Below are 19,537 nucleotides of genomic sequence, written 5' to 3' on the forward strand. Positions count from 1 at the left end.
GGAAGGGGCGTCGGGTCAGGACGTACGCCGCAGCGCCCACTCACGGATGCGGTCGATCCGCTGCGACAGCTGCTCGGCGGAGGCGGCCGCAGCCGCAGGGCCGCCGCACTCCTTGCGCAGCGCGGCGTGGGTGACGCCGTGCGGCTGTCCGGTGCGGTGGTGCCAGGCAGCGACCAAACCGTTGAGCTCGCGGCGCAGCACCGCCAGCTGCTCGTGCTTGGCGGTCGCCGGGACCTCGTCGGCGGCCGCCAGCTCGGCGCGCCGGTCGCTCGGCCGGCTCGACTGCTGCTTCTTCGCGCGGTCGGCCTGCCGCTGGCGCAGCAGGTCGCGCATCTGGTCGGGCTCGAGCAGACCGGGGATCCCGAGGAAGTCCATCTCCTCGTCGGACCCGACGTGCACCTCACCGGCGTGGCCGAACGCAGCCCCGTCGTAGAGCACGTGGTCGAAGACGGCCTCGGACCCGAGCGCCTCGAACGGGAGGCCGAGCTCGTCGTCGGAGGCTGCCTCGCTCGCCTGCGCCTGGGCGAGCAGGTCGTCCTCGGCGGCGAAGATGTCGGCCTCGTCGGTGACCGCGCGCCCCAGGGCGTGGTCGCGCTCGACCTCCATCTCGGAGGCGTGGGTGAGCAGCCGCGGCACCGACGGCAGGAAGATCGAGGCGGTCTCGCCGCGCCTGCGGGCCCGCACGAAGCGACCGACCGCCTGGGCGAAGAACAGCGGCGTCGCCGTCGTGGTGGCGTAGACACCGACCGCCAGGCGCGGCACGTCGACCCCCTCCGACACCATCCGCACCGCGACCATCCACCGGCTGTCGTCGGCGGAGAAGGCGGCGATCCGCTTGGAGGCGGCCTTCTCGTCCGACAGGACGAGGGTCGGCTTCTCCCCCGCGATCTGCTCCAGCTGCTTGGCGTAGGCCCGGGCCGACTGCTGGTCGGTGGCGATCACGAGCCCCCCGGCGTCGGGGACGTGGCGGCGTACCTCCGACAGCCGCCTGTCGGCCGCGGTCAGGACCGACGGGATCCAGGAGCCACTCGGGTCGAGTGCGGTGCGCAGGGCGTGCGCGGTCATGTCCTTGGTGAGCGGCTCCCCCAGCCGCGCGGCGATCTCGTCACCGGCGCGGGTGCGCCACTGCATCTCCCCCGAGTAGGCCAGGAAGAGCACCGGGCGCACGACGTGGTCGGCCAGTGCGCGGGAGTAGCCGTAGGTGTAGTCGGCGGCGCTGCGCGGGATGCCGTCGGGACCGGGCGCGTAGGTGACGAACGGGATCGGGTTCACGTCGGAGCGGAACGGCGTACCCGTCAGGGCGAGGCGGCGGGTGGCCGGCTCGAACGCCTCGCGCACGGCCTCACCCCACGCGAGGGCGTCGCCGGCGTGGTGCACCTCGTCGAGGATGACGAGGGTCTTGAACCGCTCCACACGGATGCGCAGTGCCAGCGGGTTGGTCGCGACGCCGGCGTAGGTCACGGCGACGCCGACGAAGTCCTTGTTGGTACGTCCCGCGCCCGCGGCGTACGCCGGGTCGATCGGGATGCCGACCCGGTCGGCAGCGTCGGCCCACTGGGCCTTGAGGTGCTCGGTGGGGGCGACGATCACGATCCGGTCGACGACCCGGCGCGACAGCAGCTCGGAGGCGACGGTGAGCGCGAACGTCGTCTTGCCCGCGCCGGGTGTCGCGACGGCGAGGAAGTCCTTGGGGTTGCGCTCGAAGTACGCCGACAGGGCGGCCTGCTGCCAGGCGCGCAGCTTGGTCGCCGTGCCCCACGCGGCACGGTCGGGATAGGCCGGGGGGAGCGGCAGCTCGGGGGTGCTCATGCCCGGAACGCCTCCCACATCTGCGTCATCCGGCGCACCTGACCGCGGGTGAAGTGGTTCATGCAGGCATCCGGTGCGTAGTTCATGAAGTTGCTGACGGGGTCGAGTCCCGGCTGGTCGGGGCAGGTGTCTTGGTGCAGGTCGCACAGGTGGGTCGGCTGCGCCGCCGCCGGGGTGTCGGCGACCCCGTCGCCGCGCCCGGTGCAGCCTCCCTCGAAGGTGTGCAGCAGCCCGAGCCAGTGGCCGACCTCGTGGACGAGGGTGTCGCCGCGGTGGAACGGCCGCAACGACCCGCCGGGCAGCGTGCCCTGGTGGATCGTCACGCCGTCGAGGCGCGGACGGCGCGCGGCCTCCCAGGGCGCGGTCGCCTGGCCGAGCGTCGCGTCGGGGCCCCCTCGCGGGGCGCCGATGTAGAGGTTGAGCGCGGTCGTCGAGCCCCGGTGCAGCGCGCGGCGCATCCGGGCGGCGGCGGGGTCGGTCCCCAGCGCGCCCGCGGTGCGCCAACGGTCGTTGCGCACCCGCCGCAGGCTCACGACCCGGAAGCGGAAGGGCGAGGCGACGTTGGCCTTCGACTGGCCACCGGCGTACGCGCGGTTGAGCACCCGCAGCTGCCGGGCGATGCGCTGCCGGCTCGGGCCCGCGCGGCGCTCGCCCGCCAGGACGTGGACGTGCACGGGGACGTGGATCTCCCGGTCCGCTCCCCCGGGGACGGACGCGACCCCGAAGGTGTCGGGAGCCGAGCAGTCATCGACCGCCCCGGCGGGGACACTCGGCACCAGCAGCAGGGTGGCGGCCAGCACGAGGGGCAGCCCGCCGACCAACAGGCCGAACAACGGGACCCGAAGGCCGACTGCGCGCCGCCCGGTGGCGGCCGCGGTCACTCCCCGTCCTTGTTGAGACTCTCCCAGATGTCCTTGCAGTCGGGGCAGACCGGGAACTTCTCCGGGTCGCGCGTCGGCACCCACACCTTGCCGCACAGGGCGATGACCGGCGTGCCGTTGATCATCGCCTCCATGAGCTTGTCCTTCGGCACGAAGTGCGAGAACCGCTCGTGATCACCCCCGTCGGTGGGGACGGTGCGCGTCTCCTCCTCGATGAGCGTGCCGACGCCGCCCGAGGGAACGACCTCGGGATCGTCGGTCTCCAGCAGGGGCTGGTGCAGGTGCGCGCTCACGGGAGGCAGTCTAGCCGCCTTCGTCAGTTGAGCTCGGGGTCCACCGGCTTGGTCAGGACCCACGCGAGCATGCCGGGCTGACGGCGCAGCACCCGCTCGCGCAGGCCGTCGGCGTCCGCGCCGAACACGTCCTCGACCGTCGCAGGTACGACGTACCACGCGCCCTCCTCGAGCTCGTCGAGGATCTGCTGCCCGCCCCACCCGGCGTAGCCGGCGAAGACCCGCACGGCCGCGGTCGCCCCGGCGACCACCTCGGGCGGAGCGTCGAGGTCGACCAGCCCCACGCAGCGGCCCGTACCGGGGTCGACATACATCGTGCGCCAGCCGACCGGTGGGTCGACCTCCGCCGGAAGGACCCCCAGCGCCAGCGCGGAGTCGGAGCTGACGGGCCCGCCCTGGTGCAGGACGTCGGGCTGGCTGACCAGCGGTCCCCAGTCGGGGAGCACCTCTCCCACGGTCACGGGCGTGGGGCGGTTCAGCACGACACCGAGGGCACCGTCGTCGTCGGAGTCCACCACCAGCACCACCGTGCGGTCGAAGCTGGGATCGGTGAGGGCCGGGCTGGCCACGAGCAGGTCACCGGGACGGGGACGGCTGACCACGCGGCCTCACTCCGTCCGGGACGGGTAGGCCTCCGCCGCCTCGCGGACGGCCGTGGCCACCGCGTGGTGCACCTCGGGGTGGAAGACACTCGGGATGATGTAGTGCGGATTCAGCTCGTCGTCGGCCACCGCGCCCGCGATGGCCCGCGCCGCCGCGAGCAGGAGCACGTCGTCGATGTCGCTGGCGGAGGCGTCGAGCAGCCCGCGGAAGACGCCGGGGAACGCCAGCACGTTGTTGATCTGGTTCGGGTGGTCGGACCGCCCGGTCGCCACGACCTTCGCGTGCTCGCGCGCGATCGCGGGGTCGATCTCGGGGTCGGGGTTGGCCAGCGCGAACACGATCGCGTCGGGTGCCATCGCCGCCACGTCGTCGCCGTCGAGGATGTCGGGGGCCGAGACACCGATGAAGACGTCGGCGTCGCGCACCGCCTCCTTGAGCGTGCCGCGCAGGTCGCGGGCGTTGGTGTGCTCGGCGGTCCAGCGCAGCGACTCGTGCAGACCGGCGCGCTCGGCGTGCACGACACCCTCGACGTCGGCGACGACCACGTCGGCGGCGCCCGCGGTCAGCAGCAGGCGCAGGATGGCGGTGCCTGCGGCGCCCGCCCCAGCGAGCACGATCCGGGCGGTCTCGAGCGGCTTCTCGACGACCCGCAGCGCGTTCTCCAGTGCGGCCAGCACCACGATCGCCGTACCGTGCTGGTCGTCGTGGAAGACCGGGACGTCGAGGACCTCCCGCAGACGTGCCTCGATCTCGAAGCACCGCGGCGCCGAGATGTCCTCGAGGTTGATGCCGGCGAACCCGGGCGCCACCGCGCGGACGATCTCGACGATCGTGTCGGTGTCCTGGGTGTCGAGGACCAGCGGCCATGCGTCGATCCCGCCGAACCGCTTGAACAGCGCAGCCTTGCCCTCCATGACCGGCAGCGCGGCGGCGGCGCCGATGTTGCCCAGCCCGAGCACGGCCGAGCCGTCGGTGATGACGGCGACCGAGTTGCGCTTGATCGTCAGGCGGCGCGCGTCCTCCGGGTTCTCGGCGATCGCCTGGCACACGCGCGCGACGCCGGGGGTGTAGATCATCGACAGGTCGTCGCGGTTGCGCAGCGGGTGCTTCGACGCCATCTCGATCGTGCCGCCGAGGTGCATGAGGAACGTCCGGTCGGAGACCTTGCGGACCTCGACCCCCTCGACCCCGCGCAGTGCGTCGACGATCCGGCCGGCGTGCTCCTGGTCGGAGGCGGCACAGGTCAGGTCGATCTGCAGCGCGTCGTGCCCGGAGGCCGACACGTCGAGCGCGGTGACGATCCCCCCGACGGCCTCGACCGCCGCGGTCAGCTGGCTGACCGCCGACGTGCCGGCCGGGACATCGAGGCGGGCGGTGATGGAGTTCGAGACGCTAGGGGCGGCCACAGGGTGAATCCTCCCACTCAGGAGCTCGTCGTCGACACCCCGGTCGGCACCGACGAGGAGCGCGGGCTCAGCCCGTGAACCGGACGTCGCCCCCGTCGGCCGGCACGAGGCCGAGCCAGACCTTGCCCGGAGGCAGCGTCAGCTCGCCGCCCTGGGTGCGCAGCTGGACCGAGCCCGCGAAGCCCTTCTTGGTCCACCGGCCGCGCACGACCTCGCCGCCGTGGAAGACGAACGCCTCTCCCTTGCCGACGAACCGCGACTCCGGCACCGGGTTGCCCGCCGGGTCCGTGTAGCCGGCGTCGCCGACCGGGACGCGCAGGACCACAAGCGTGTCGGGACGGAAGACATCGCCGTCGGCCGCGTGGCCGTTGGTCGGGGTGTAGCCCCCCTTGGCGAAGCTCCACGTCGTGGTGCGCCGACCCGAGAACTGGGCCTCGACGGTGGTCGCCGGGCGTGCGCCGGGGAACTCCTCGTCCGTACCCCAAGGCAGGTACGCCGCCGGCGTCGATCCGGCGCCGGTCTCCTTCGCCAACGCGGTGAGGTCCATCATCAGGTTGTAGGGCGCGCGGCGACCGCTGTCACGCGAGAACCCGGGCGCTCCCTCGACGACCGTCGTGACCTGCTCCGAGCGCAGTCGGTTGACGGTGGCCGGAGCGCCCCCGCTGGCGACGAGCACCCCGTCGAGCGGCTTGACGATCCCGATGTCGGTGGTGCGCGAGGAGCGCACCGGCCCGACCCGCTCGGGCAGCTCGGAGTAGAAGAACGCCGCGAGCCGGCTGTCACCGCCCTCGACGAGCTGCTCGGCGACGAGGTCCGCAGCGGAGAGCCCGAGCTGCGGTGCCGCGGAGGCGGTGTTGTCGATCTTGACGACGAACACCGGGTTCGTCGGGGCGCTGCCCTCGACGAGCTCGCCCGTCAGCGGCGAGCGCGCCTCGAGAGCGGAGCCGTCGACGGTCTCCTGGGCCTCGGGCGCGTCGTCCGGCTCCTCGTTGCTCCCGCACGCGGCGAGCGTGAGGGCGATCGCCAGGCTGCCGGCGGTGAGGGCGAGGGCACGGGCCGCGCGAGGAGAGCGGAAACGCATGAGGTGGAGCTCCTGTCGAGATGGTCGCGAGCGGACGTCAGGGCCGTCGGGCGGTGGACAGCCGTCCCAGTGTGCCGCAGGGCCCTCCGTCGTTCGACGAAGGGCCCTGGGGTGTCGCGCGGAGTCCGGGGAAGTTCCGCCTGGTCCGTCCGAGACGGTCAGAGACGGTGGCGGACCGTGCCTGCGAACCAGCTGTCGGTCCAGATCGGCGCGCGCTCGACGGTCCGGTTGCCGTACGGCGCGTGGATGATGAACCGCTTGCCGTGCTTGTTGCGGCCGCCGTAGATGCCCACGTGGTAGACGCTGCCACCGCGGTGGAAGAACACGAAGTCACCGCGCTTCAGCTGCCCGCGCGAGATCCGCTTGGTGAATCCCGCCTGGGCACCCGAGGTGCGGGGGATCCGCGAGAAGCCGGCCTTGCGGAAGGAGTAGTAGGTCAGCCCCGAGCAGTCGAAGGCGTGCGGGCCGGCCGAGCCGTAGCGGTAGGGGTCGCCCTTCTGGTTGGCCGCGACCTTGACCGCGACGCGGATGGGCTTGTTGCGGCGGTACGCCGCGCGCTTGGCCTTCTTCTTCTGGGCCATCTTCTTCTGGGCCGCGGTCATCTGGGTCGACTTCTGCGCCGACTTCTGGGCCGCGTCGGCGGTGGCCGGGGCGACGGTCGCGCTCAGCGTCAGCATCAGCGCGAGCGCGGTGAGGACGACGGCGATCCCGCGGGCGGGAACGCGCAGGGCATGGAGCAGCACGGACAGGGATGCAGACATGAGAGGTTCCTCGTCCCACGCCTGTGAGGTGAGCTGTCGGGTTAGGGCGGGAAAGGTTGCCCTGCCGCAGTGCGGCTTCACCCCGAGTGATCCGGACGGGTCCGGACACGGAAAAAGTGGGTCCCCCACTCCTGCCCAAGTCGTGACGTTCGGCGACAGGGACCGGTGCGGATCGGGCAGGACTCGGCGTGATCGCACCGGCTGTTGAGTTGATGGACGCGTGAGCGCCTCGGTGAGGTTAGACAGAGAGGGCCGGTGATTCCCAAACCGACACATGTCGGGCACCGTGGCCTGCGCCATAGCGACAGGCGTCGATCACGCTCAGCGCATGAGCGCCGTCACTCGATCCGGGCGACCCACATCACACTGCGACGGGGGAACTGTCCGGGGCTCAAAGAGCAGCCCCGCCGTCGACGTACACCGTCTGGCCGGTGACGTACGACGCCTCGTCGCTGGCGAGGAAGCTGATGACGGCGGCGATGTCCTCGGGGTAGCCCACCCGGCGGACCGGGTTCTGCTCGGCGGCGGCCGCGCGGAAGTCCTCGGGGCTGAGCTTGAGGCGGGCGGCGGTCTGGTCGGTCATCTCGGTGACGACGAACCCCGGGGCGACGGCGTTGACGTTGATCCCGAACGGGCCGAGCTCGATCGCGAGCGTGCGGGTCAGCCCCTGCACGCCGGCTTTGGCGGCGGAGTAGTTGGCCTGTCCGCGCGAGCCGTTGGCCGACACCGACGACAGGTTGACGACCTTGCCGTAGCGCTGCTCCACGAAGTGGGCCTGAGCGGCCTTCGTCATGAGGAAGGCGCCCTTGAGGTGGACCCCCATCACCGAGTCCCAGTCGTCCTCGGACATCTTGAACAGCAGGTTGTCGCGGGTGATGCCGGCGTTGTTGACCAGGACGTGCAGCCCGCCGAGCTCCTCGACGACCCGGGCCACGGCGGCCTCCACCGAGCTGGCGTCGGCGACGTCGCAGCCGACGCCGATCGCGCGACTCGCGCCGAGGTCGGCGGCGGTGGCGACCGCCTGCTGCTCGTCGAGGTCGAGCACCGCGACCGCGGCGCCCTCCTGCGCGAAGCGACGGGCCGTGCCCGCCCCGATACCGCGGGCAGCGCCCGTCACGATGACCACTCGGTCCTCAAAACGCGTCATGGGCGCGACCTTATCCAGGCCGGACACGCATCGAACCCCGCGCCCACGCAACGCGGGAACGGGGTTCGACAGGTGGTGCGGACGAGCGGGAGCTCAGGCCGTGATGTTGGCCGGGCGGCTCTGGTTGGCGACGCGGTTCTCGGCGTCGATCATCCAGGCGAGCTGCTCCACGCGCTCGAGAATCGTGTGCAGGATGTCGGCCGTGGTCGGGTCCTCGGCGTCGACGTTGTCGTGGATCCGGCGCGCGGTGCCGGCGGTCGCGTAGAGCGCCGCGACGATCAGGTCGACGCACTCCGCCGTGTCGACCTCGCCCATCGGGAACTCCGGGAGGCTGGTCTGCTCGGCGACGGTCTTGGCCCGGCCGTCCGGAACGATGTAGAGCGCGCGCATCCGCTCGGCGATCTGGTCGGAGAACTCACGCGCGGCGTCGACGACCTCGTCGAGAGCGAGGTGCAGGTCGCGGAAGTTCTTGCCGACGACGTTCCAGTGGGCCTGCTTGCCCTGGAGGTGCAGGTCGATGAGGTCGACGTGCAGCTGCTGGAGGTGGACCGCGAGCTGGCGCCCGGCCGTGAACGCCGGCGTCGCGGTGTGCTGGGCGGAGGTGTTCTCAGTCCGTGTCGTCATGTCCGACATCGTACCCCCCTTTTCTGGAATCATTCCAGGAAAGGAAGCCTTGCCTCAGTTAGTGGAGGCTCACCTCGGCGGCTCCAGCGCCGCCCGCAACCGGTCGGCGAAGGCGGCCGGTTCGCCCTCGTCGTAGGCGTGCCGGGGCCAGAAGAACCCACGCAGACCGTCGCCCTTCGTACGCGGGACCACGTGCAGGTGCAGGTGGGCGACGGACTGGCTGACGACGTTGTTCATCGCGACGAACGACCCCTGTGCTCCGAGTCCGGCCACCACCGCGCGGGCGACGCGCTGGCCGGCCTCGAAGAACCCGTCGCGCAGCTCGTCCGGCAGGTCGGGGAAGGTCACCACGTGGGTTCGCGGGACGAGCAGGACGTGGCCCTTGATGACCGGGCGCACGTCCAGGAAGCCGACCAGGTCGGGCTCGTCGAGCACGATCTTGGCCGGCTCGTCGCCGGTGGCGATGCGGCAGAACAGGCAGGAGTCCGCGGCTGGCATGGACCCAGCGTGCCACCGCGACAGGCTCAGTCCGGCTCGGCGACCCGCAACCCGAGCCAGTGTGCGAGGGCTGCGATCTCGTCCTGCACCGCGGTGCGCTCACGGGGCGACCAGGCGCCGTCCTCGTGCAGCGCGTTCACGACCAGGACGCCGCGGTCGCGGTCAGCACGGGCGTCGAGCTTGCCGATCAGGCGGTCGCCATACAGGACGGGGAGGGCGTAGTAGCCCCAGCGCCGCTTCGCGGCCGGCTTGTACATCTCGAGCGTGTAGTCGAAGCCGAACAGCTCGAGCACGCGTTTGCGGTCGTAGACGAGCCGGTCGAAGGGAGAGAGCAGTGCTGCGCGCGGCTCGAAGGACGTGTCGAGCAAGGCGGGGGCGATGCGCCACTCCCCCGGTACGCCGTCGACGACCGCCGGCTCCCCCACTGCGCCGACGTCCACCGGCTCGAGCGGCATCTTCTGGCCCTTCGCCCGGGCGATGCCGAGCGAGGCGAGCCGTCGCCGGCCGCGCTCGCGCAGGGCCTCGGCGTACGGGACGGCGTCCTCCGGGCTGACGGCGTACACGCGCTCGGCGAGGTCCCAGAGCTTGTCGCGACCCCGCGACCCGGCCACCGCGCCATCTCGTCGCGATAGAGGGCGATGTCGGCAGCCGGGCGCACCATCCCGTCGAGCTCGACCAGGCGGAGCTCGTCGAGTGCGTCGCGCAGGTCGCGGGGGTCGTAGGCGTCCCCGAGCCGGCTCCACAGCACGAGGTCGGCGCTGGGAGCGATCGCGTTCGTCGGGTCGAGCTGGAGCAGGGTCAGGCGGCGCACGACCTCCTCGAGATCGTCCGGACGATCGGCCGCGAGCAGCTGCGCGCGTACGGCGAGCCGCCGGGCGTCGGTGCGGCTCAGGATGCGCATCGGCTCACCCATCCGCGGAGCCTGTCACCGGCGCGGTGTCGCGCGCAGCATCTCGCCCAGGGTCTGGGTCGTGCGCCAGTTGCGGATCGTCAGCGAGGCGTAGACCGGTGAGCCGATCACGCGGTTGAGCCGGCTCCGGGTCGCCAGCGCGGTGAGCCGACGGAAGTAGAAGGCGTGGGACCCGAAGGCGACCTCGTCGACCTCGGGGTTGATCGGAACGTAGGGACGTACGTCGTCGGCGCCGACCCCGAGGTAGAACCCGACGTCGTAGCGGTAGGCGTCGGGGTCCGCACCGAAGTCCCCGGGCGCCTCCGCCAACACAGTGGCGTACTGCTGCTCGTCGAGCACGAGGGCACGGATGAGGCTCGAGTCCAGTGCGAAGGCCTGCGGCAGGCTCTCCTCGATCCACGTCGCGACCTCGGCGGCCGGCAGCTCGGAGTCGAGCAGGACGTTGCCGGACTGGATGTAGGTGCGCACCCCGGGGAACCGCTGCGCGAGGTGCTCACGCAGCGCGGCCATCGCGATCTTGTTGCGACCGCCGACGTTGATGCCCCGCAGGAGGACGACGTACGTCATGCGCGCGAGCCTACGGCCGCACACGCTTCTCCACACCTTGTTTTCGACCCTTGCGGCTGTCGCACTGGTGTTCTAAAATAGTGAGATGGATCACGACGACGGCATCTTCGAGGAGGACCTCCTCGAGGACTTCTGGGAGCTCTGGGACGCGGGGCCGCCCCCGCCCGACGCTGCGCCGTCCAAGTCCGACGAGACCATCGTCCTGGACCCCACCGACATCGACTCCTGGGAAGCCCCGGAGCTGTTGGAGCTGATGGAACGCCAGCGCGCCTATGCGGCGAAGTTCGCCACCGACAAGCTCATTGCCGCGGCCAGGATCGCCCAGCGCTACCAGCGGATGCGTGACGTCGCCGTCGTGGAGGGCACCGACCCCGAGCGTCCCCGGATGGTCGCGTTGGCCGGTCCCGGAGCGCCGCTGGTCCACGAGCACGCGCCGCTGGAGTTCGCGGTCGCCTTGGGCGCCGGCCCGGACACCGGACGCATGATCATGGGCCAAGCCATCGAGCTGGCCCACCGGCTGCCACGGCTGTGGGAGCGCGTCGTGACCGCGCAGGTGCCCGCGTTCCAGGCCCGCCAGATCGCCAACGAGACCATGAGCCTGTCACTGGAGGTCGCGAGCAAGGTCGACGAGCTGATCGCGAAGTCGAAACGGCGCCTGACCAAGGCCGCCACCGAGGAGATCGTCACCGAAGCCCTGCTGCTGTGCGATCCCGACGAGGCAGCCCGCCGCGAAGCGGCCGCCCAGGAGAAGCGTGGCGTCTGGCTCAACAGAGACAACCTCACCGGTTCTGCAGCCCTCGCCGACGTCTTCGCCCGCCTCGACGCACCCGACGCCGAAGCCCTCGACGCCACCCTCGACAAAGTCGCCCACATCCTGCGCCGCCTCACACCCGAGGACGGCGAGCCAGCGCCGCACCAGGCACTGCGTGCGACCGCGCTCGGGATCCTCGCCGACCCGCACGCTGCCGCCGAGCTCCTCGACACCGAGCAGCTCCGCGCCACCAAGCCCGCCACCGTCTATGTCCACCTCGAGGCCGACGACCTCGCCGCCTTCCTCACCACCGCCGGCGGACACACCGGGGCCGATCATGGGGCGCGGATGGAACGCTACGGCCCCGCCACCCTGCGCCTCGTGCAGCAGTGGCTCCAGCGACGCGACGTGAAGCTCACCCCGGTGATCAACATGAGCAACGACGCATCCGTCGACTCACACGACCCACCGACCTGGATGGCCGAGCAAGTCACGCTGCGCGACGGCACGTGCATCGTTCCCGGCTGCACCCGATCAGCTCGCGCAGCCGACAAGGACCACCGAGATCCCTACCTCCCACCCGACAAGGGCGGGCCACCGGGCCAGACCCGACCAACCAACCTCGACTGCCTGTGCCGAAGTCATCACCGGATGAAGACCTTCGCCGCACTCCGCTTCCGCGCGCTGCTCACCCGCACCCAGCGCTACGCCCTCGCCGCCTGACGCGAGCGGCCGAGCGAGCACCGAGCATCAGGGGCGCAGCGCCGCGCTGAGACTGACGAGCGCGTCGTCGACGACGCGGTAGAAGGCCCAGCGGCCGCGCTGCTCGCGGGCGACCAGGCCAGCGTCGACCAGCTGCTTCATGTGGTGCGACACCGTCGGCTGCGCGAGTCCGACCGGCTCGGTGAGGTCGCAGATGCACGCCTCGCGTTCGGGCTGTGCGGCGATCAGCGACAGCAGGCGCACCCGCGTCGGGTCGCCCAGCGCCTTGAACACCCGCGCGAGCTGCTCGGCCTGCTCGACCTCGAGCGCACCCCCGGTGACCGAGGCGCAGCACGCAGCGGCCGGGTCGCGCAGCGGGAGCGGTTGACTCATGGGGTCGACCCTACGTCACGTATTGACAATCGTCGATTCATCGAGGAATCTCGATGCGTGACCACGAATCCCGATGAGGTGCGTGAAGCCGTCCGCGCCAGGTACGCCGAGGCGGCAGCAGCCGTCGCGCAGGGTGCCACCAACGCCGAGCTCAACGACGACCTGCAGGACACCGTCGGTTGTTGTGCCGGCGAAGCCACCACCAACCTCGATCCCACCTTCGGCGCCGCGCTGTACGACGACGCCGATCAGGACCTGCCCGCGGAGGCGGTGGCCGCCAGCCTGGGGTGTGGGAACCCGACCGCGGTCGCCGACCTGCGCGAGGGTGAGCGCGTTCTCGACCTCGGGTCCGGCGGGGGGATCGACGTACTCCTCTCAGCACGCCGGGTGGGACCGAGCGGGTTCGCCTACGGCGTCGACATGACCGACGAGATGCTCGAGCTCGCGCGCAGCAACGCCGCCAAGGCCGGCGCGACGAACGTCGAGTTCCGCAAGGGCACGATCGAGGAGGTTCCCCTGCCTGATGCGTCTGTCGACGTCGTGATCTCCAACTGCGTGATCAACCTGTCGGCCGACAAGCCCCGCGTGCTGGCCGAGATGTCCCGCGTCCTCGTACCCGGTGGGCGCATCGGCGTCTCCGACGTCGTCGCCGAGGACCACCTGACGCCGGACGAGCGCGCGGAGCGTGGGTCGTACGTCGGTTGCATCGCCGGCGCGCTGTCGCACCGCGAGTACGTCGATGGCCTCGCGGCGGCCGGCTTCGCCGACGTCGAGGTCGAGTTCACCCACGAGGTGGCGCCGGGCATGCACGGTGCGATCGTGCGCGCCACGAAGCCGATCGCATGAGCACCACGAGGAGTCCTGCCGCCACGCCGGTCGCGCAGCAGATGTCGACCCTCGACCGGCTCCTGCCGGTGTGGATCGGCCTCGCGATGGTGACCGGGCTGTTGGCCGGACGGTGGGTGCCGGGCATTGCCGACGCACTGGACGCGATCACCGTGGGGTCGATCTCCTTGCCGATCGCGCTCGGCCTGCTGGTGATGATGTATCCGGTCCTCGCCAAGGTCCGCTACGACGAGCTCGGCACGGTCGTCCGGGACCGGCGGACGATGGGGCTGTCCCTGGTCCTGAACTGGGTGGTCGGACCGGCGTTGATGTTCGCCCTGGCCTGGATCTTCCTGGCGGACCTCCCGGACTACCGCACCGGCCTGATCATCGTCGGTCTCGCCCGCTGCATCGCCATGGTGATCATCTGGAACGACCTCGCGTGCGGCGACCGTGAGGCAGCCGCAGTCCTGGTCGCGATCAACTCCATCTTCCAGGTCCTGGCGTTCGGGCTGCTCGGGTGGTTCTACCTCGAGCTGCTGCCCGCCTGGCTCGGCCTGTCCACGACCGGCCTGGACGTGTCACCGTGGGAGATCGCCGGGAGCGTCGCCGTGTTCCTCGGGATCCCCCTCGCGGCGGGCTACCTCAGTCGCCGCATCGGTGAGCGACGGCGCGGGCGTGACTGGTACGAGGACACCTTCCTGCCGCGCATCGGACCGTGGGCGCTGTACGGCCTGCTGTTCACCATCGTGGTGCTGTTCGCGCTCCAGGGCGACACCATCACCAGCCAACCGCTCGACGTGGCCCGCATCGCCGTACCGCTGTTGCTGTACTTCGTCCTCATGTGGGCGGGGTCGATGCTGCTGGCACATCGGCTCGGCCTCGGCTATGCACGCTCCACCAGCGTCGCGTTCACCGCCGCCGGCAACAACTTCGAGCTCGCCATCGCCGTCGCGATCGCGGTCTTCGGCGTCACCAGCGGCCAGGCGCTCGCCGGGGTCGTCGGCCCGCTCATCGAGGTGCCCGTGCTCGTCGGATTGATCTACGTGAGCCTCTGGTCGCGTCGTTTCTTCCGCACCGATACCGCTCCAGGAGTCTTCCGATGACCGCCCGACACGTGCCTACGGTGGTTTTTGCCTGTGTCCGCAACGGCGGCCGATCCGTCATCGCCCGCGTGCTGACCGAGCACTACGCACAGGGGCGGATCACGGCGCTGTCGGCCGGGACCCAACCCGGTGAACACATCCACTCCGAGGTAGCCGAGGTCCTCGAGTCGCTCGGGCTGGACACATCCAAGGAGCAGCCCACGCTTCTCACCCGCGACATGATCGCCGGCGCAGATCTCGCGATCACTCTCGGCTGTGGCGAGGAGTGCCCCTACGTCCCCGGCGTCACCTATCGCGACTGGCCGGTCGACGACCCGGGTGGCCAGGACGAGCAGACCGTACGCCGGATCGTGGCCGACCTCGACGCACGCGTGCGCGGGCTGGTCGCGGAGCTGACCGGCGAGGCCGGACCCACCTCGTCCGTCCTGCGCTGAGCTACGCGCAGCCGCAGCTCTCGCCCTTCCAGGCCTCGCGTCCTTCGCGGGCGGCGACGGCGGCGATGACCAGACCGGCCACGGGGTCTGCCCACGACCAGCCCAGCGCGGCATTCAGCAGAAGCCCGGCGAGCAGGACGGCCGACAGGTAGGTGCACAGCAGCGTCTGGGTCGAGTCGGCGACGACAGCGTTGGACCCGAGGGCGCGGCCCGTGCGTCGCTGCGCCCACGACAGGAAGGGCATGATCGCCAGGGAGGCCACCGCCAAGCCGATCCCGACCCGCGAGGTCTCCGGGTCGTGGCCGGTCACCAGGGCACGCACCGACTCGAAGGCGACGTACGCCGCGAGCGCGAAGAACGAGATCGCCATCAGCCGCAGCGCCTGGCGCTCGCGGGCCTCCGGCATCCGGTGGCGGAACTGCCACAGGATGATCAGCCCGCTGGAGACCTCGACCGCCGAGTCGAGCCCGAACCCGACCAGCGCGACGGACCCTGCTGCGAGACCCGCCATCACCGCGATGACGGCCTCGACCACGTTGTAGACGACGGATGTCCCGGCCAGCAACTGTGCCCGCCGGCCCAGGCGGGCGCGATCGTCTGCGGTGAGGGTGTCGGGGGCGTGCACGTGCGCAGCCATCAGGAGCCACTCCGCCGTGAGCCGGTGCCGTACGTCGGACACAGGGCCACCGCGTCGCCAGTGAGGCCGAGGAGTCGCTCGGCCGCCGCCAGCAGGCCGAGGACTGCCTCGGGCTGGGCGAGGGAGTACATCGACGCGCGGCCCTGCGGGCGCGACGCCACCAAGCCACAGTCCTTGAGGCAGGCCAAGTGCTGGGAGACCGTGCTCTGCGCCAGACCGACGTGGGCGGTCAGATCGACCACGCGGTGCTCGCCCAGGGTGAGGTGCTGGACGATCGCCAAGCGGGTCGGGTCGGAGAACCCGTGGAACAACGCCGCCGCGGACGCGAGGTCGCTCCCGGGTGCTGCCACAGGCGAATCACTGTCGGTAGCCGCTTTCATCGTCACGTGACGATGCTAGCGCACCTGGGCTGTGCCCCGTAGTCTCGCGCCATGGACGCATGGCTGACCCGTCTCGAGGACGGCCTCGACCACCTCATCCACTGCTCCCACGTCGCCACTCCGGACCAGCTGTCGGCCATGGTGGCCGAGTCAGCTGCGATGTTCGGCGCTGGCGACGCCACGATCTTCCTGGCTGACCTGCAGCAGCGCGTGCTGGTGCCGTTCGACCCCGAGGCCGGCGGTGGGCTGCACGACCGGACCCCGCTGAAGATCGACGCCACCCTGGCTGGACGCGCGTTCCAGCAGATGCAGCGGCTCAGCCAGTCCGGCACGACGCCCGAGTCGGACCGGGCCCAGGTCTGGCTGCCGCTCATCGACGGCGTCGAGCGGGTCGGGGTCCTGGGCATGACCCTGCCGAGCACCGCGCTCGCCGACGAGGCGGGGATGGCGCGCCTGCAGCGGTTCGCCTCCGTCACTGCCGAGCTCGTGGTGACCAAGACCGCGTACGGCGACAGCATCGTGCGGGTCCGCCGTACCCAACCGATGACGCTGGCGGCAGAGGTGCAGTGGTCCCTGCTGCCGCCGCTGACCTTCGCCAACCACGCGGTCACGGTCGCTGGCGGCTTGGAACCGGCCTACGAGGTCGCCGGGGACTCGCTCGACTATGCCGTCGACGTCGGCACCGCGAAGTTCGCGGTCTTCGACGGTATGGGCCACGGCATCGTGAGCGCGCAGCTGATCAGTCTGGTCATCGCTGCCTATCGCAACGCACGTCGGTCCGGGCAGTCCCTGGTCGACACGGCCTCCCACATCGAACAAGCGGTCAACGAGGTCTTCCGCGTCGAGTCCTTCGCGACGGGGTTGTTGTGTGAGCTCGACACCGCTAACGGCGTGCTCACCACGCTGAGTGCCGGTCACTACGCCCCGCTGCTGCTCCGTGACGGCCGACTCGTCCGAGAGCTGGCGATCGAGCCGCTGCTGCCGCTCGGCCTGCACTCCGAGCTCGGCCGGTCCCACGATGCCGCGGTGACGGTCGAACAGCTGCAGCCGGGTGACCTGCTGCTGCTCTACACCGACGGTGTGGTCGAGGCGCGCTCCCCCGACGGCGCGTTCTTCGGTCAGGAGCGGCTGGTCGACCTGGTCACGCGCAACCTCGCGGCCGACCTGCCGGCGCCGGAGACGTTGCGCCGGGTCATCCACGCGTTGCTCGAGCACCAGGCGGGCCACCTCGACGACGACGCCACGCTGCTGCTGGTCGAGTGGCACGGCCCGAGGGGAGCCGACGGCACGCCCCCGCCGTTGTCGGAGACCGGACGGCGCGCGCTCGACCCGGGTCGCCAGGAAGGCTGACGACAGGCGCCCCGCGTCACGCGGATGCCGGCCTGCCCCGGGCCTCGCCGTCCCGGCGCGAACGAACCTGAGCGAGCACGTCCGGGTCGGCGCGGAAATCGACGCTCGCGACCCGGCCGTCGACGACGCGGAAGTCGAACGCCACCCGCGCCTCGCCGTGCTGCATCCAGGCCGCCCCGGGATGCTCGCCGACGAAGACCGGCAAGGCCGCCTTCGCGGCGCCGTTGAAGAAGCCGGCCACCTCCGAGGCCCCGGCGATCCGCTCCGGTGTGCCCATCGCGATGGCGAAGACGTCCCCGGTGACGACGACATCGGGCGCCAGCAGGCCGAGGAGGCGGTCGAAGTCACCGCCCCGGGCCGCGGCGAGGAAGGCGTCGACGACCTCCCAGTTCGCCAACCCGTCCTCCGGGGCGGGCTGCACGATCTTGGATCGCGCCCGCGAGGCGAGCTTGCGCGCGGCCGCCGGCGTGGTGTCGAGGATCCCGGCGATGGTCGGGAAGTCGAAGCCGAAGCTGTCGTGCAGCACGAACGCGACGCGCTCCCCCGGGCTCAACCGGTCGAGCACCGCCTGCAGCGCGATCCCGACGGTGTCGGCGAGCGCCAGCTCGTCCGCCGGGTCGCTGGCCTCGCCCGCGGCGAGGACCTCCCCCTCGAGGCGCTCGTCCACCTCCTCGGGCACGGGCACCTTCGCCCGCAGCCGATCCAGGCACAGCCGCGTGGTGACGGTCGTGAGCCACGCAGGCAGGTTCGTGATGTCGGCGTCGGTGCCGTGCAACCGCAACCAGGCCTGTTGTACGACGTCCTCGGCCTCGGCGGGGTCGCCGAGCACCCGCGCGGCGAGCCGCTCGAGGCGCGGCCGCTCCGTCTCGAACGCAGCCGTGCGGTCCGTCGCGCCCAGGCCGCCTTCGTCGTACGTCGTCACGAGCAGAGCATGACAGTGAGCGGCGCCGACGGGCGAGCACGACGAAGGGCCCCGACCGCGAGGTCAGGGCCCTTCGTCGCAAGGGGGTGCTGGCTGTGGTGAAGGCTTCCCCGAAATCACCTTTCGAGCGCAAACAGCGGATTCTCACGAGGCTCGCTCAGTCGCCTGCACACGAAGTGCACGAAGTTTGCACACGCCCTCCGAGATGTCGCCTGGAGCCGGTCGGCAGGGTGCCAGCATCGGTCCAAAGCGCACCCCGTACGCATCCTCATCCGAAAGTCTCCGGACTCGCCGGGGCGGTTCAAGACACCTCTTGGCGCTGCGTGCGGGCGCACTGCGACTGAGTGCAAGGTGGACGGGGCTTGGTACGGCGGCCGGCGCCATGGGACTCCCAGATCGCGTCCATGTTCTGCGAGCTGACGGCATCCCGCATGCGCGCGAGTGCGTTGTCCGAGTAGCGCGAATGCTTCTGCGAACCGAACTCGAAGACGTGTACGCACTGAGGATCGTCGTCGATCCCGAGATGCTCGCGGAGCGCCGCCGCCCTTGGGGCGGAGATCCGCAGCTTCTCCGCGAGATCGCGGGCGGGCCAGTGGTACTTCTTCTGTAGATCCACTTCGCGAACTGCCGCGGCATCCATCTCGGCATCGTCTTCACCCTCGCGCACGAGCCTGACCGGCAGCGCGTCAGCGTGCTTGACGATCTTGACCTTGACCGTGAGGCCCTCCCCGCTGATGTCAGCCGCGAGGGGGGTCAGCTTGGGAAACACCTGCTGCCGCGACTTCCCGGCCTTGATGCCGTTCTCTACACGGTCCACATCTGAATCGCTGACCTTTGTGTCCTCGGCTACGTGAGCCTCGAGTGCGAGAAGGGTGCGGATCTTGGCCCTGGCCTCCCCGCGTGCACGGCGCCCAGGCTTGAGCAGCTCGGCGATGTTGGCGTACTCGCTGTCCACGAGAGTAAGCAGATCTTGGGGGGCCTCTGTCGAGACTGGAAGTACTCGGTTGGGCAGGTGGTCGGCCAACCGCTGCTTGAACGCGCGATAGAGGAGTTCATCGAAGAGTGTCACGGCGGCGCGAGCGTGGAGATAGAGCAAGCCTTCCGAGACGTCGTTGAACCAGTGCTGCTCGTCGTCCCGCAGGGCATCGACCGCGCGCAGGGTGCCTGCTTCGTCCTCCGTCACCTTCAGGCCAGCGAGTTGACGAGCTTGGTTGATCGCCGCGTCAAAGCTGATGCTGCGGCCGGTCTTCTTGTCGAAGACCTTGGCTCCGCGTTGGTACAGGGCTGCCTTGAGGAGCATCTCGAAGGAATGCTGAAGGTGAAGGAGCACGACAGTCGCCCGGCCGTCGTCGTGTGGGCTGTTGAACGCGGTCATCGCCGTTCGCATGGACGATAGCGCCTTACCGTGCAGCTTCCTCGCCGTCACCCTCATGGACAGGACCGTAATGGTCGACGCG

At 70.8% G+C, this 19,537-nt stretch carries 21 protein-coding genes, 1 pseudogene and 1 riboswitch; of the genes and pseudogenes, 5 read left to right on the forward strand and 17 right to left on the reverse strand.

Translation table 11 applies throughout. The annotated features are described in order from the left end of the window. Positions 1-15 precede the first annotated feature (15 nt). The 12 genes and pseudogenes from J2S59_RS00625 to J2S59_RS00680 form a co-directional block, all read right to left on the reverse strand. The gene (locus J2S59_RS00625) at positions 16-1,809 is read right to left on the reverse strand and encodes a DEAD/DEAH box helicase (protein WP_068123654.1); all 1,794 of its coding nucleotides are present in this window, start codon (positions 1,807-1,809) and stop codon (positions 16-18) included. After that, on the reverse strand, positions 1,806-2,690 hold the full coding sequence (locus J2S59_RS00630) for a zinc metalloprotease (RefSeq protein ID WP_068123652.1): 885 nt from the start codon (positions 2,688-2,690) through the stop codon (positions 1,806-1,808). The genes J2S59_RS00625 and J2S59_RS00630 overlap by 4 nt, the downstream gene beginning before the upstream one ends. Next, positions 2,687-2,956: a DUF3039 domain-containing protein gene (locus J2S59_RS00635; protein ID WP_068123676.1), complete on the reverse strand. Its 270-nt coding sequence runs from the start codon at positions 2,954-2,956 to the stop codon at positions 2,687-2,689. Before J2S59_RS00635 ends, J2S59_RS00630 begins: the two co-directional genes overlap by 4 nt. A gap of 50 nt (positions 2,957-3,006) precedes the next feature. Then, the gene (locus J2S59_RS00640) at positions 3,007-3,585 is read right to left on the reverse strand and encodes a YqgE/AlgH family protein (RefSeq protein WP_068123649.1); all 579 of its coding nucleotides are present in this window, start codon (positions 3,583-3,585) and stop codon (positions 3,007-3,009) included. Between the two features lie 6 nt (positions 3,586-3,591). Beyond that, positions 3,592-4,992 (reverse strand): NAD-dependent malic enzyme, encoded by a 1,401-nt coding sequence (locus tag J2S59_RS00645; protein ID WP_068123646.1) that lies wholly within the window; start codon positions 4,990-4,992, stop codon positions 3,592-3,594. Between the two features lie 67 nt (positions 4,993-5,059). Further along, a complete protein-coding gene (locus J2S59_RS00650; RefSeq protein ID WP_068123643.1) occupies positions 5,060-6,073 on the reverse strand; it encodes a DUF3048 domain-containing protein in 1,014 nt (337 codons plus the stop codon). Between the two features lie 158 nt (positions 6,074-6,231). Beyond that, positions 6,232-6,834, reverse strand: coding sequence for a C40 family peptidase (locus J2S59_RS00655; RefSeq protein ID WP_068123640.1), 603 nt, complete (start codon positions 6,832-6,834; stop codon positions 6,232-6,234). Positions 6,835-6,837: 3 nt separating this feature from the next. After that, a riboswitch (cyclic di-AMP (ydaO/yuaA leader) is annotated at positions 6,838-6,999 on the reverse strand. 226 nt (positions 7,000-7,225) lie between these two features. Continuing rightward, positions 7,226-7,981 carry an SDR family NAD(P)-dependent oxidoreductase gene (locus J2S59_RS00660; RefSeq protein WP_068123639.1) on the reverse strand — a complete coding sequence of 252 codons (756 nt, stop codon included), beginning with the start codon at positions 7,979-7,981 and terminating at the stop codon, positions 7,226-7,228. Positions 7,982-8,074: 93 nt separating this feature from the next. Next, positions 8,075-8,605, reverse strand: a complete 531-nt coding sequence (locus tag J2S59_RS00665) for a Dps family protein (RefSeq protein WP_068123673.1) — start codon at positions 8,603-8,605, stop codon at positions 8,075-8,077. Between the two features lie 69 nt (positions 8,606-8,674). Beyond that, on the reverse strand, positions 8,675-9,103 hold the full coding sequence (locus tag J2S59_RS00670; protein ID WP_068123636.1) for an HIT family protein: 429 nt from the start codon (positions 9,101-9,103) through the stop codon (positions 8,675-8,677). Between the two features lie 26 nt (positions 9,104-9,129). Next, positions 9,130-9,864: pseudogene (locus J2S59_RS00675) on the reverse strand (DNA glycosylase AlkZ-like family protein); the annotation flags it as partial. A gap of 164 nt (positions 9,865-10,028) precedes the next feature. After that, positions 10,029-10,580 carry a DUF1697 domain-containing protein gene (locus tag J2S59_RS00680; protein ID WP_068123633.1) on the reverse strand — a complete coding sequence of 184 codons (552 nt, stop codon included), beginning with the start codon at positions 10,578-10,580 and terminating at the stop codon, positions 10,029-10,031. Positions 10,581-10,665: 85 nt separating this feature from the next. On the opposite strand from J2S59_RS00680, the gene J2S59_RS00685 reads away from it, so the two are divergent. After that, complete coding sequence (locus J2S59_RS00685) at positions 10,666-12,054, forward strand: HNH endonuclease signature motif containing protein (RefSeq protein ID WP_306824712.1); 1,389 nt, start codon at positions 10,666-10,668, stop codon at positions 12,052-12,054. A 27-nt stretch (positions 12,055-12,081) separates the two neighbouring features. Here J2S59_RS00685 and J2S59_RS00690 read toward each other — a convergent pair whose 3' ends face one another. Next, the gene (locus J2S59_RS00690; protein WP_068124141.1) at positions 12,082-12,426 is read right to left on the reverse strand and encodes an ArsR/SmtB family transcription factor; all 345 of its coding nucleotides are present in this window, start codon (positions 12,424-12,426) and stop codon (positions 12,082-12,084) included. 57 nt (positions 12,427-12,483) lie between these two features. Here J2S59_RS00690 and arsM point away from each other — a divergent pair, with 57 nt between their 5' ends. From arsM to J2S59_RS00705, 3 genes are read left to right on the forward strand one after another with little or no spacing between them, the layout of a single operon-like run. After that, on the forward strand, positions 12,484-13,272 hold the full coding sequence (arsM, locus tag J2S59_RS00695; protein WP_068124139.1) for an arsenite methyltransferase: 789 nt from the start codon (positions 12,484-12,486) through the stop codon (positions 13,270-13,272). Further along, positions 13,269-14,357 carry an ACR3 family arsenite efflux transporter gene (arsB, locus tag J2S59_RS00700; RefSeq protein ID WP_068124136.1) on the forward strand — a complete coding sequence of 363 codons (1,089 nt, stop codon included), beginning with the start codon at positions 13,269-13,271 and terminating at the stop codon, positions 14,355-14,357. The genes arsM and arsB overlap by 4 nt, the downstream gene beginning before the upstream one ends. Beyond that, positions 14,354-14,791 carry an arsenate-mycothiol transferase ArsC gene (locus J2S59_RS00705; RefSeq protein ID WP_068124134.1) on the forward strand — a complete coding sequence of 146 codons (438 nt, stop codon included), beginning with the start codon at positions 14,354-14,356 and terminating at the stop codon, positions 14,789-14,791. The genes arsB and J2S59_RS00705 overlap by 4 nt, the downstream gene beginning before the upstream one ends. Before the next feature lies 1 nt (position 14,792). Here J2S59_RS00705 and J2S59_RS00710 read toward each other — a convergent pair whose 3' ends face one another. Both J2S59_RS00710 and J2S59_RS00715 read right to left on the reverse strand, forming a co-directional pair. Continuing rightward, a complete protein-coding gene (locus J2S59_RS00710; RefSeq protein WP_068124145.1) occupies positions 14,793-15,428 on the reverse strand; it encodes a cation efflux transmembrane domain-containing protein in 636 nt (211 codons plus the stop codon). After that, positions 15,428-15,808 carry an ArsR/SmtB family transcription factor gene (locus tag J2S59_RS00715; RefSeq protein WP_068124143.1) on the reverse strand — a complete coding sequence of 127 codons (381 nt, stop codon included), beginning with the start codon at positions 15,806-15,808 and terminating at the stop codon, positions 15,428-15,430. The genes J2S59_RS00710 and J2S59_RS00715 overlap by 1 nt, the downstream gene beginning before the upstream one ends. Positions 15,809-15,859: 51 nt before the next feature. Between J2S59_RS00715 and J2S59_RS00720 the strand changes: the two genes are divergently transcribed. Continuing rightward, positions 15,860-17,158 carry a PP2C family protein-serine/threonine phosphatase gene (locus J2S59_RS00720; protein ID WP_306824713.1) on the forward strand — a complete coding sequence of 433 codons (1,299 nt, stop codon included), beginning with the start codon at positions 15,860-15,862 and terminating at the stop codon, positions 17,156-17,158. 16 nt (positions 17,159-17,174) lie between these two features. Here the strand turns inward: J2S59_RS00720 and J2S59_RS00725 are convergent, their stop codons facing one another. Then, positions 17,175-18,080 carry a sigma-70 family RNA polymerase sigma factor gene (locus J2S59_RS00725; RefSeq protein ID WP_246360067.1) on the reverse strand — a complete coding sequence of 302 codons (906 nt, stop codon included), beginning with the start codon at positions 18,078-18,080 and terminating at the stop codon, positions 17,175-17,177. A gap of 301 nt (positions 18,081-18,381) precedes the next feature. After that, positions 18,382-19,512 (reverse strand): DUF3644 domain-containing protein, encoded by a 1,131-nt coding sequence (locus J2S59_RS00730; protein ID WP_068116712.1) that lies wholly within the window; start codon positions 19,510-19,512, stop codon positions 18,382-18,384. Positions 19,513-19,537 lie beyond the last annotated feature (25 nt).

It is taken from the genome of Nocardioides massiliensis, assembly GCF_030811215.1.
In the GTDB taxonomy this organism is placed as follows: Bacteria; Actinomycetota; Actinomycetes; order Propionibacteriales; family Nocardioidaceae; genus Nocardioides_A; species Nocardioides_A massiliensis.

Coding starts and splice junctions, on each gene's coding strand:
- J2S59_RS00625 (WP_068123654.1), bottom strand. CDS start 1,809: ATGAGCACCCCCGAGCTGCCGCTCCCCCCGGCCTATCCCGACCGTGCC.
- J2S59_RS00650 (WP_068123643.1), bottom strand. CDS start 6,073: ATGCGTTTCCGCTCTCCTCGCGCGGCCCGTGCCCTCGCCCTCACCGCC.
- J2S59_RS00655 (WP_068123640.1), bottom strand. CDS start 6,834: ATGTCTGCATCCCTGTCCGTGCTGCTCCATGCCCTGCGCGTTCCCGCC.
- J2S59_RS00660 (WP_068123639.1), bottom strand. CDS start 7,981: ATGACGCGTTTTGAGGACCGAGTGGTCATCGTGACGGGCGCTGCCCGC.
- J2S59_RS00665 (WP_068123673.1), bottom strand. CDS start 8,605: ATGACGACACGGACTGAGAACACCTCCGCCCAGCACACCGCGACGCCG.
- J2S59_RS00670 (WP_068123636.1), bottom strand. CDS start 9,103: ATGCCAGCCGCGGACTCCTGCCTGTTCTGCCGCATCGCCACCGGCGAC.
- J2S59_RS00680 (WP_068123633.1), bottom strand. CDS start 10,580: ATGACGTACGTCGTCCTCCTGCGGGGCATCAACGTCGGCGGTCGCAAC.
- J2S59_RS00685 (WP_306824712.1), top strand. CDS start 10,666: ATGGATCACGACGACGGCATCTTCGAGGAGGACCTCCTCGAGGACTTC.
- J2S59_RS00690 (WP_068124141.1), bottom strand. CDS start 12,426: ATGAGTCAACCGCTCCCGCTGCGCGACCCGGCCGCTGCGTGCTGCGCC.
- arsB (WP_068124136.1), top strand. CDS start 13,269: ATGAGCACCACGAGGAGTCCTGCCGCCACGCCGGTCGCGCAGCAGATG.
- J2S59_RS00705 (WP_068124134.1), top strand. CDS start 14,354: ATGACCGCCCGACACGTGCCTACGGTGGTTTTTGCCTGTGTCCGCAAC.
- J2S59_RS00710 (WP_068124145.1), bottom strand. CDS start 15,428: ATGGCTGCGCACGTGCACGCCCCCGACACCCTCACCGCAGACGATCGC.
- J2S59_RS00715 (WP_068124143.1), bottom strand. CDS start 15,808: ATGAAAGCGGCTACCGACAGTGATTCGCCTGTGGCAGCACCCGGGAGC.
- J2S59_RS00720 (WP_306824713.1), top strand. CDS start 15,860: ATGGACGCATGGCTGACCCGTCTCGAGGACGGCCTCGACCACCTCATC.
- J2S59_RS00730 (WP_068116712.1), bottom strand. CDS start 19,512: ATGAGGGTGACGGCGAGGAAGCTGCACGGTAAGGCGCTATCGTCCATG.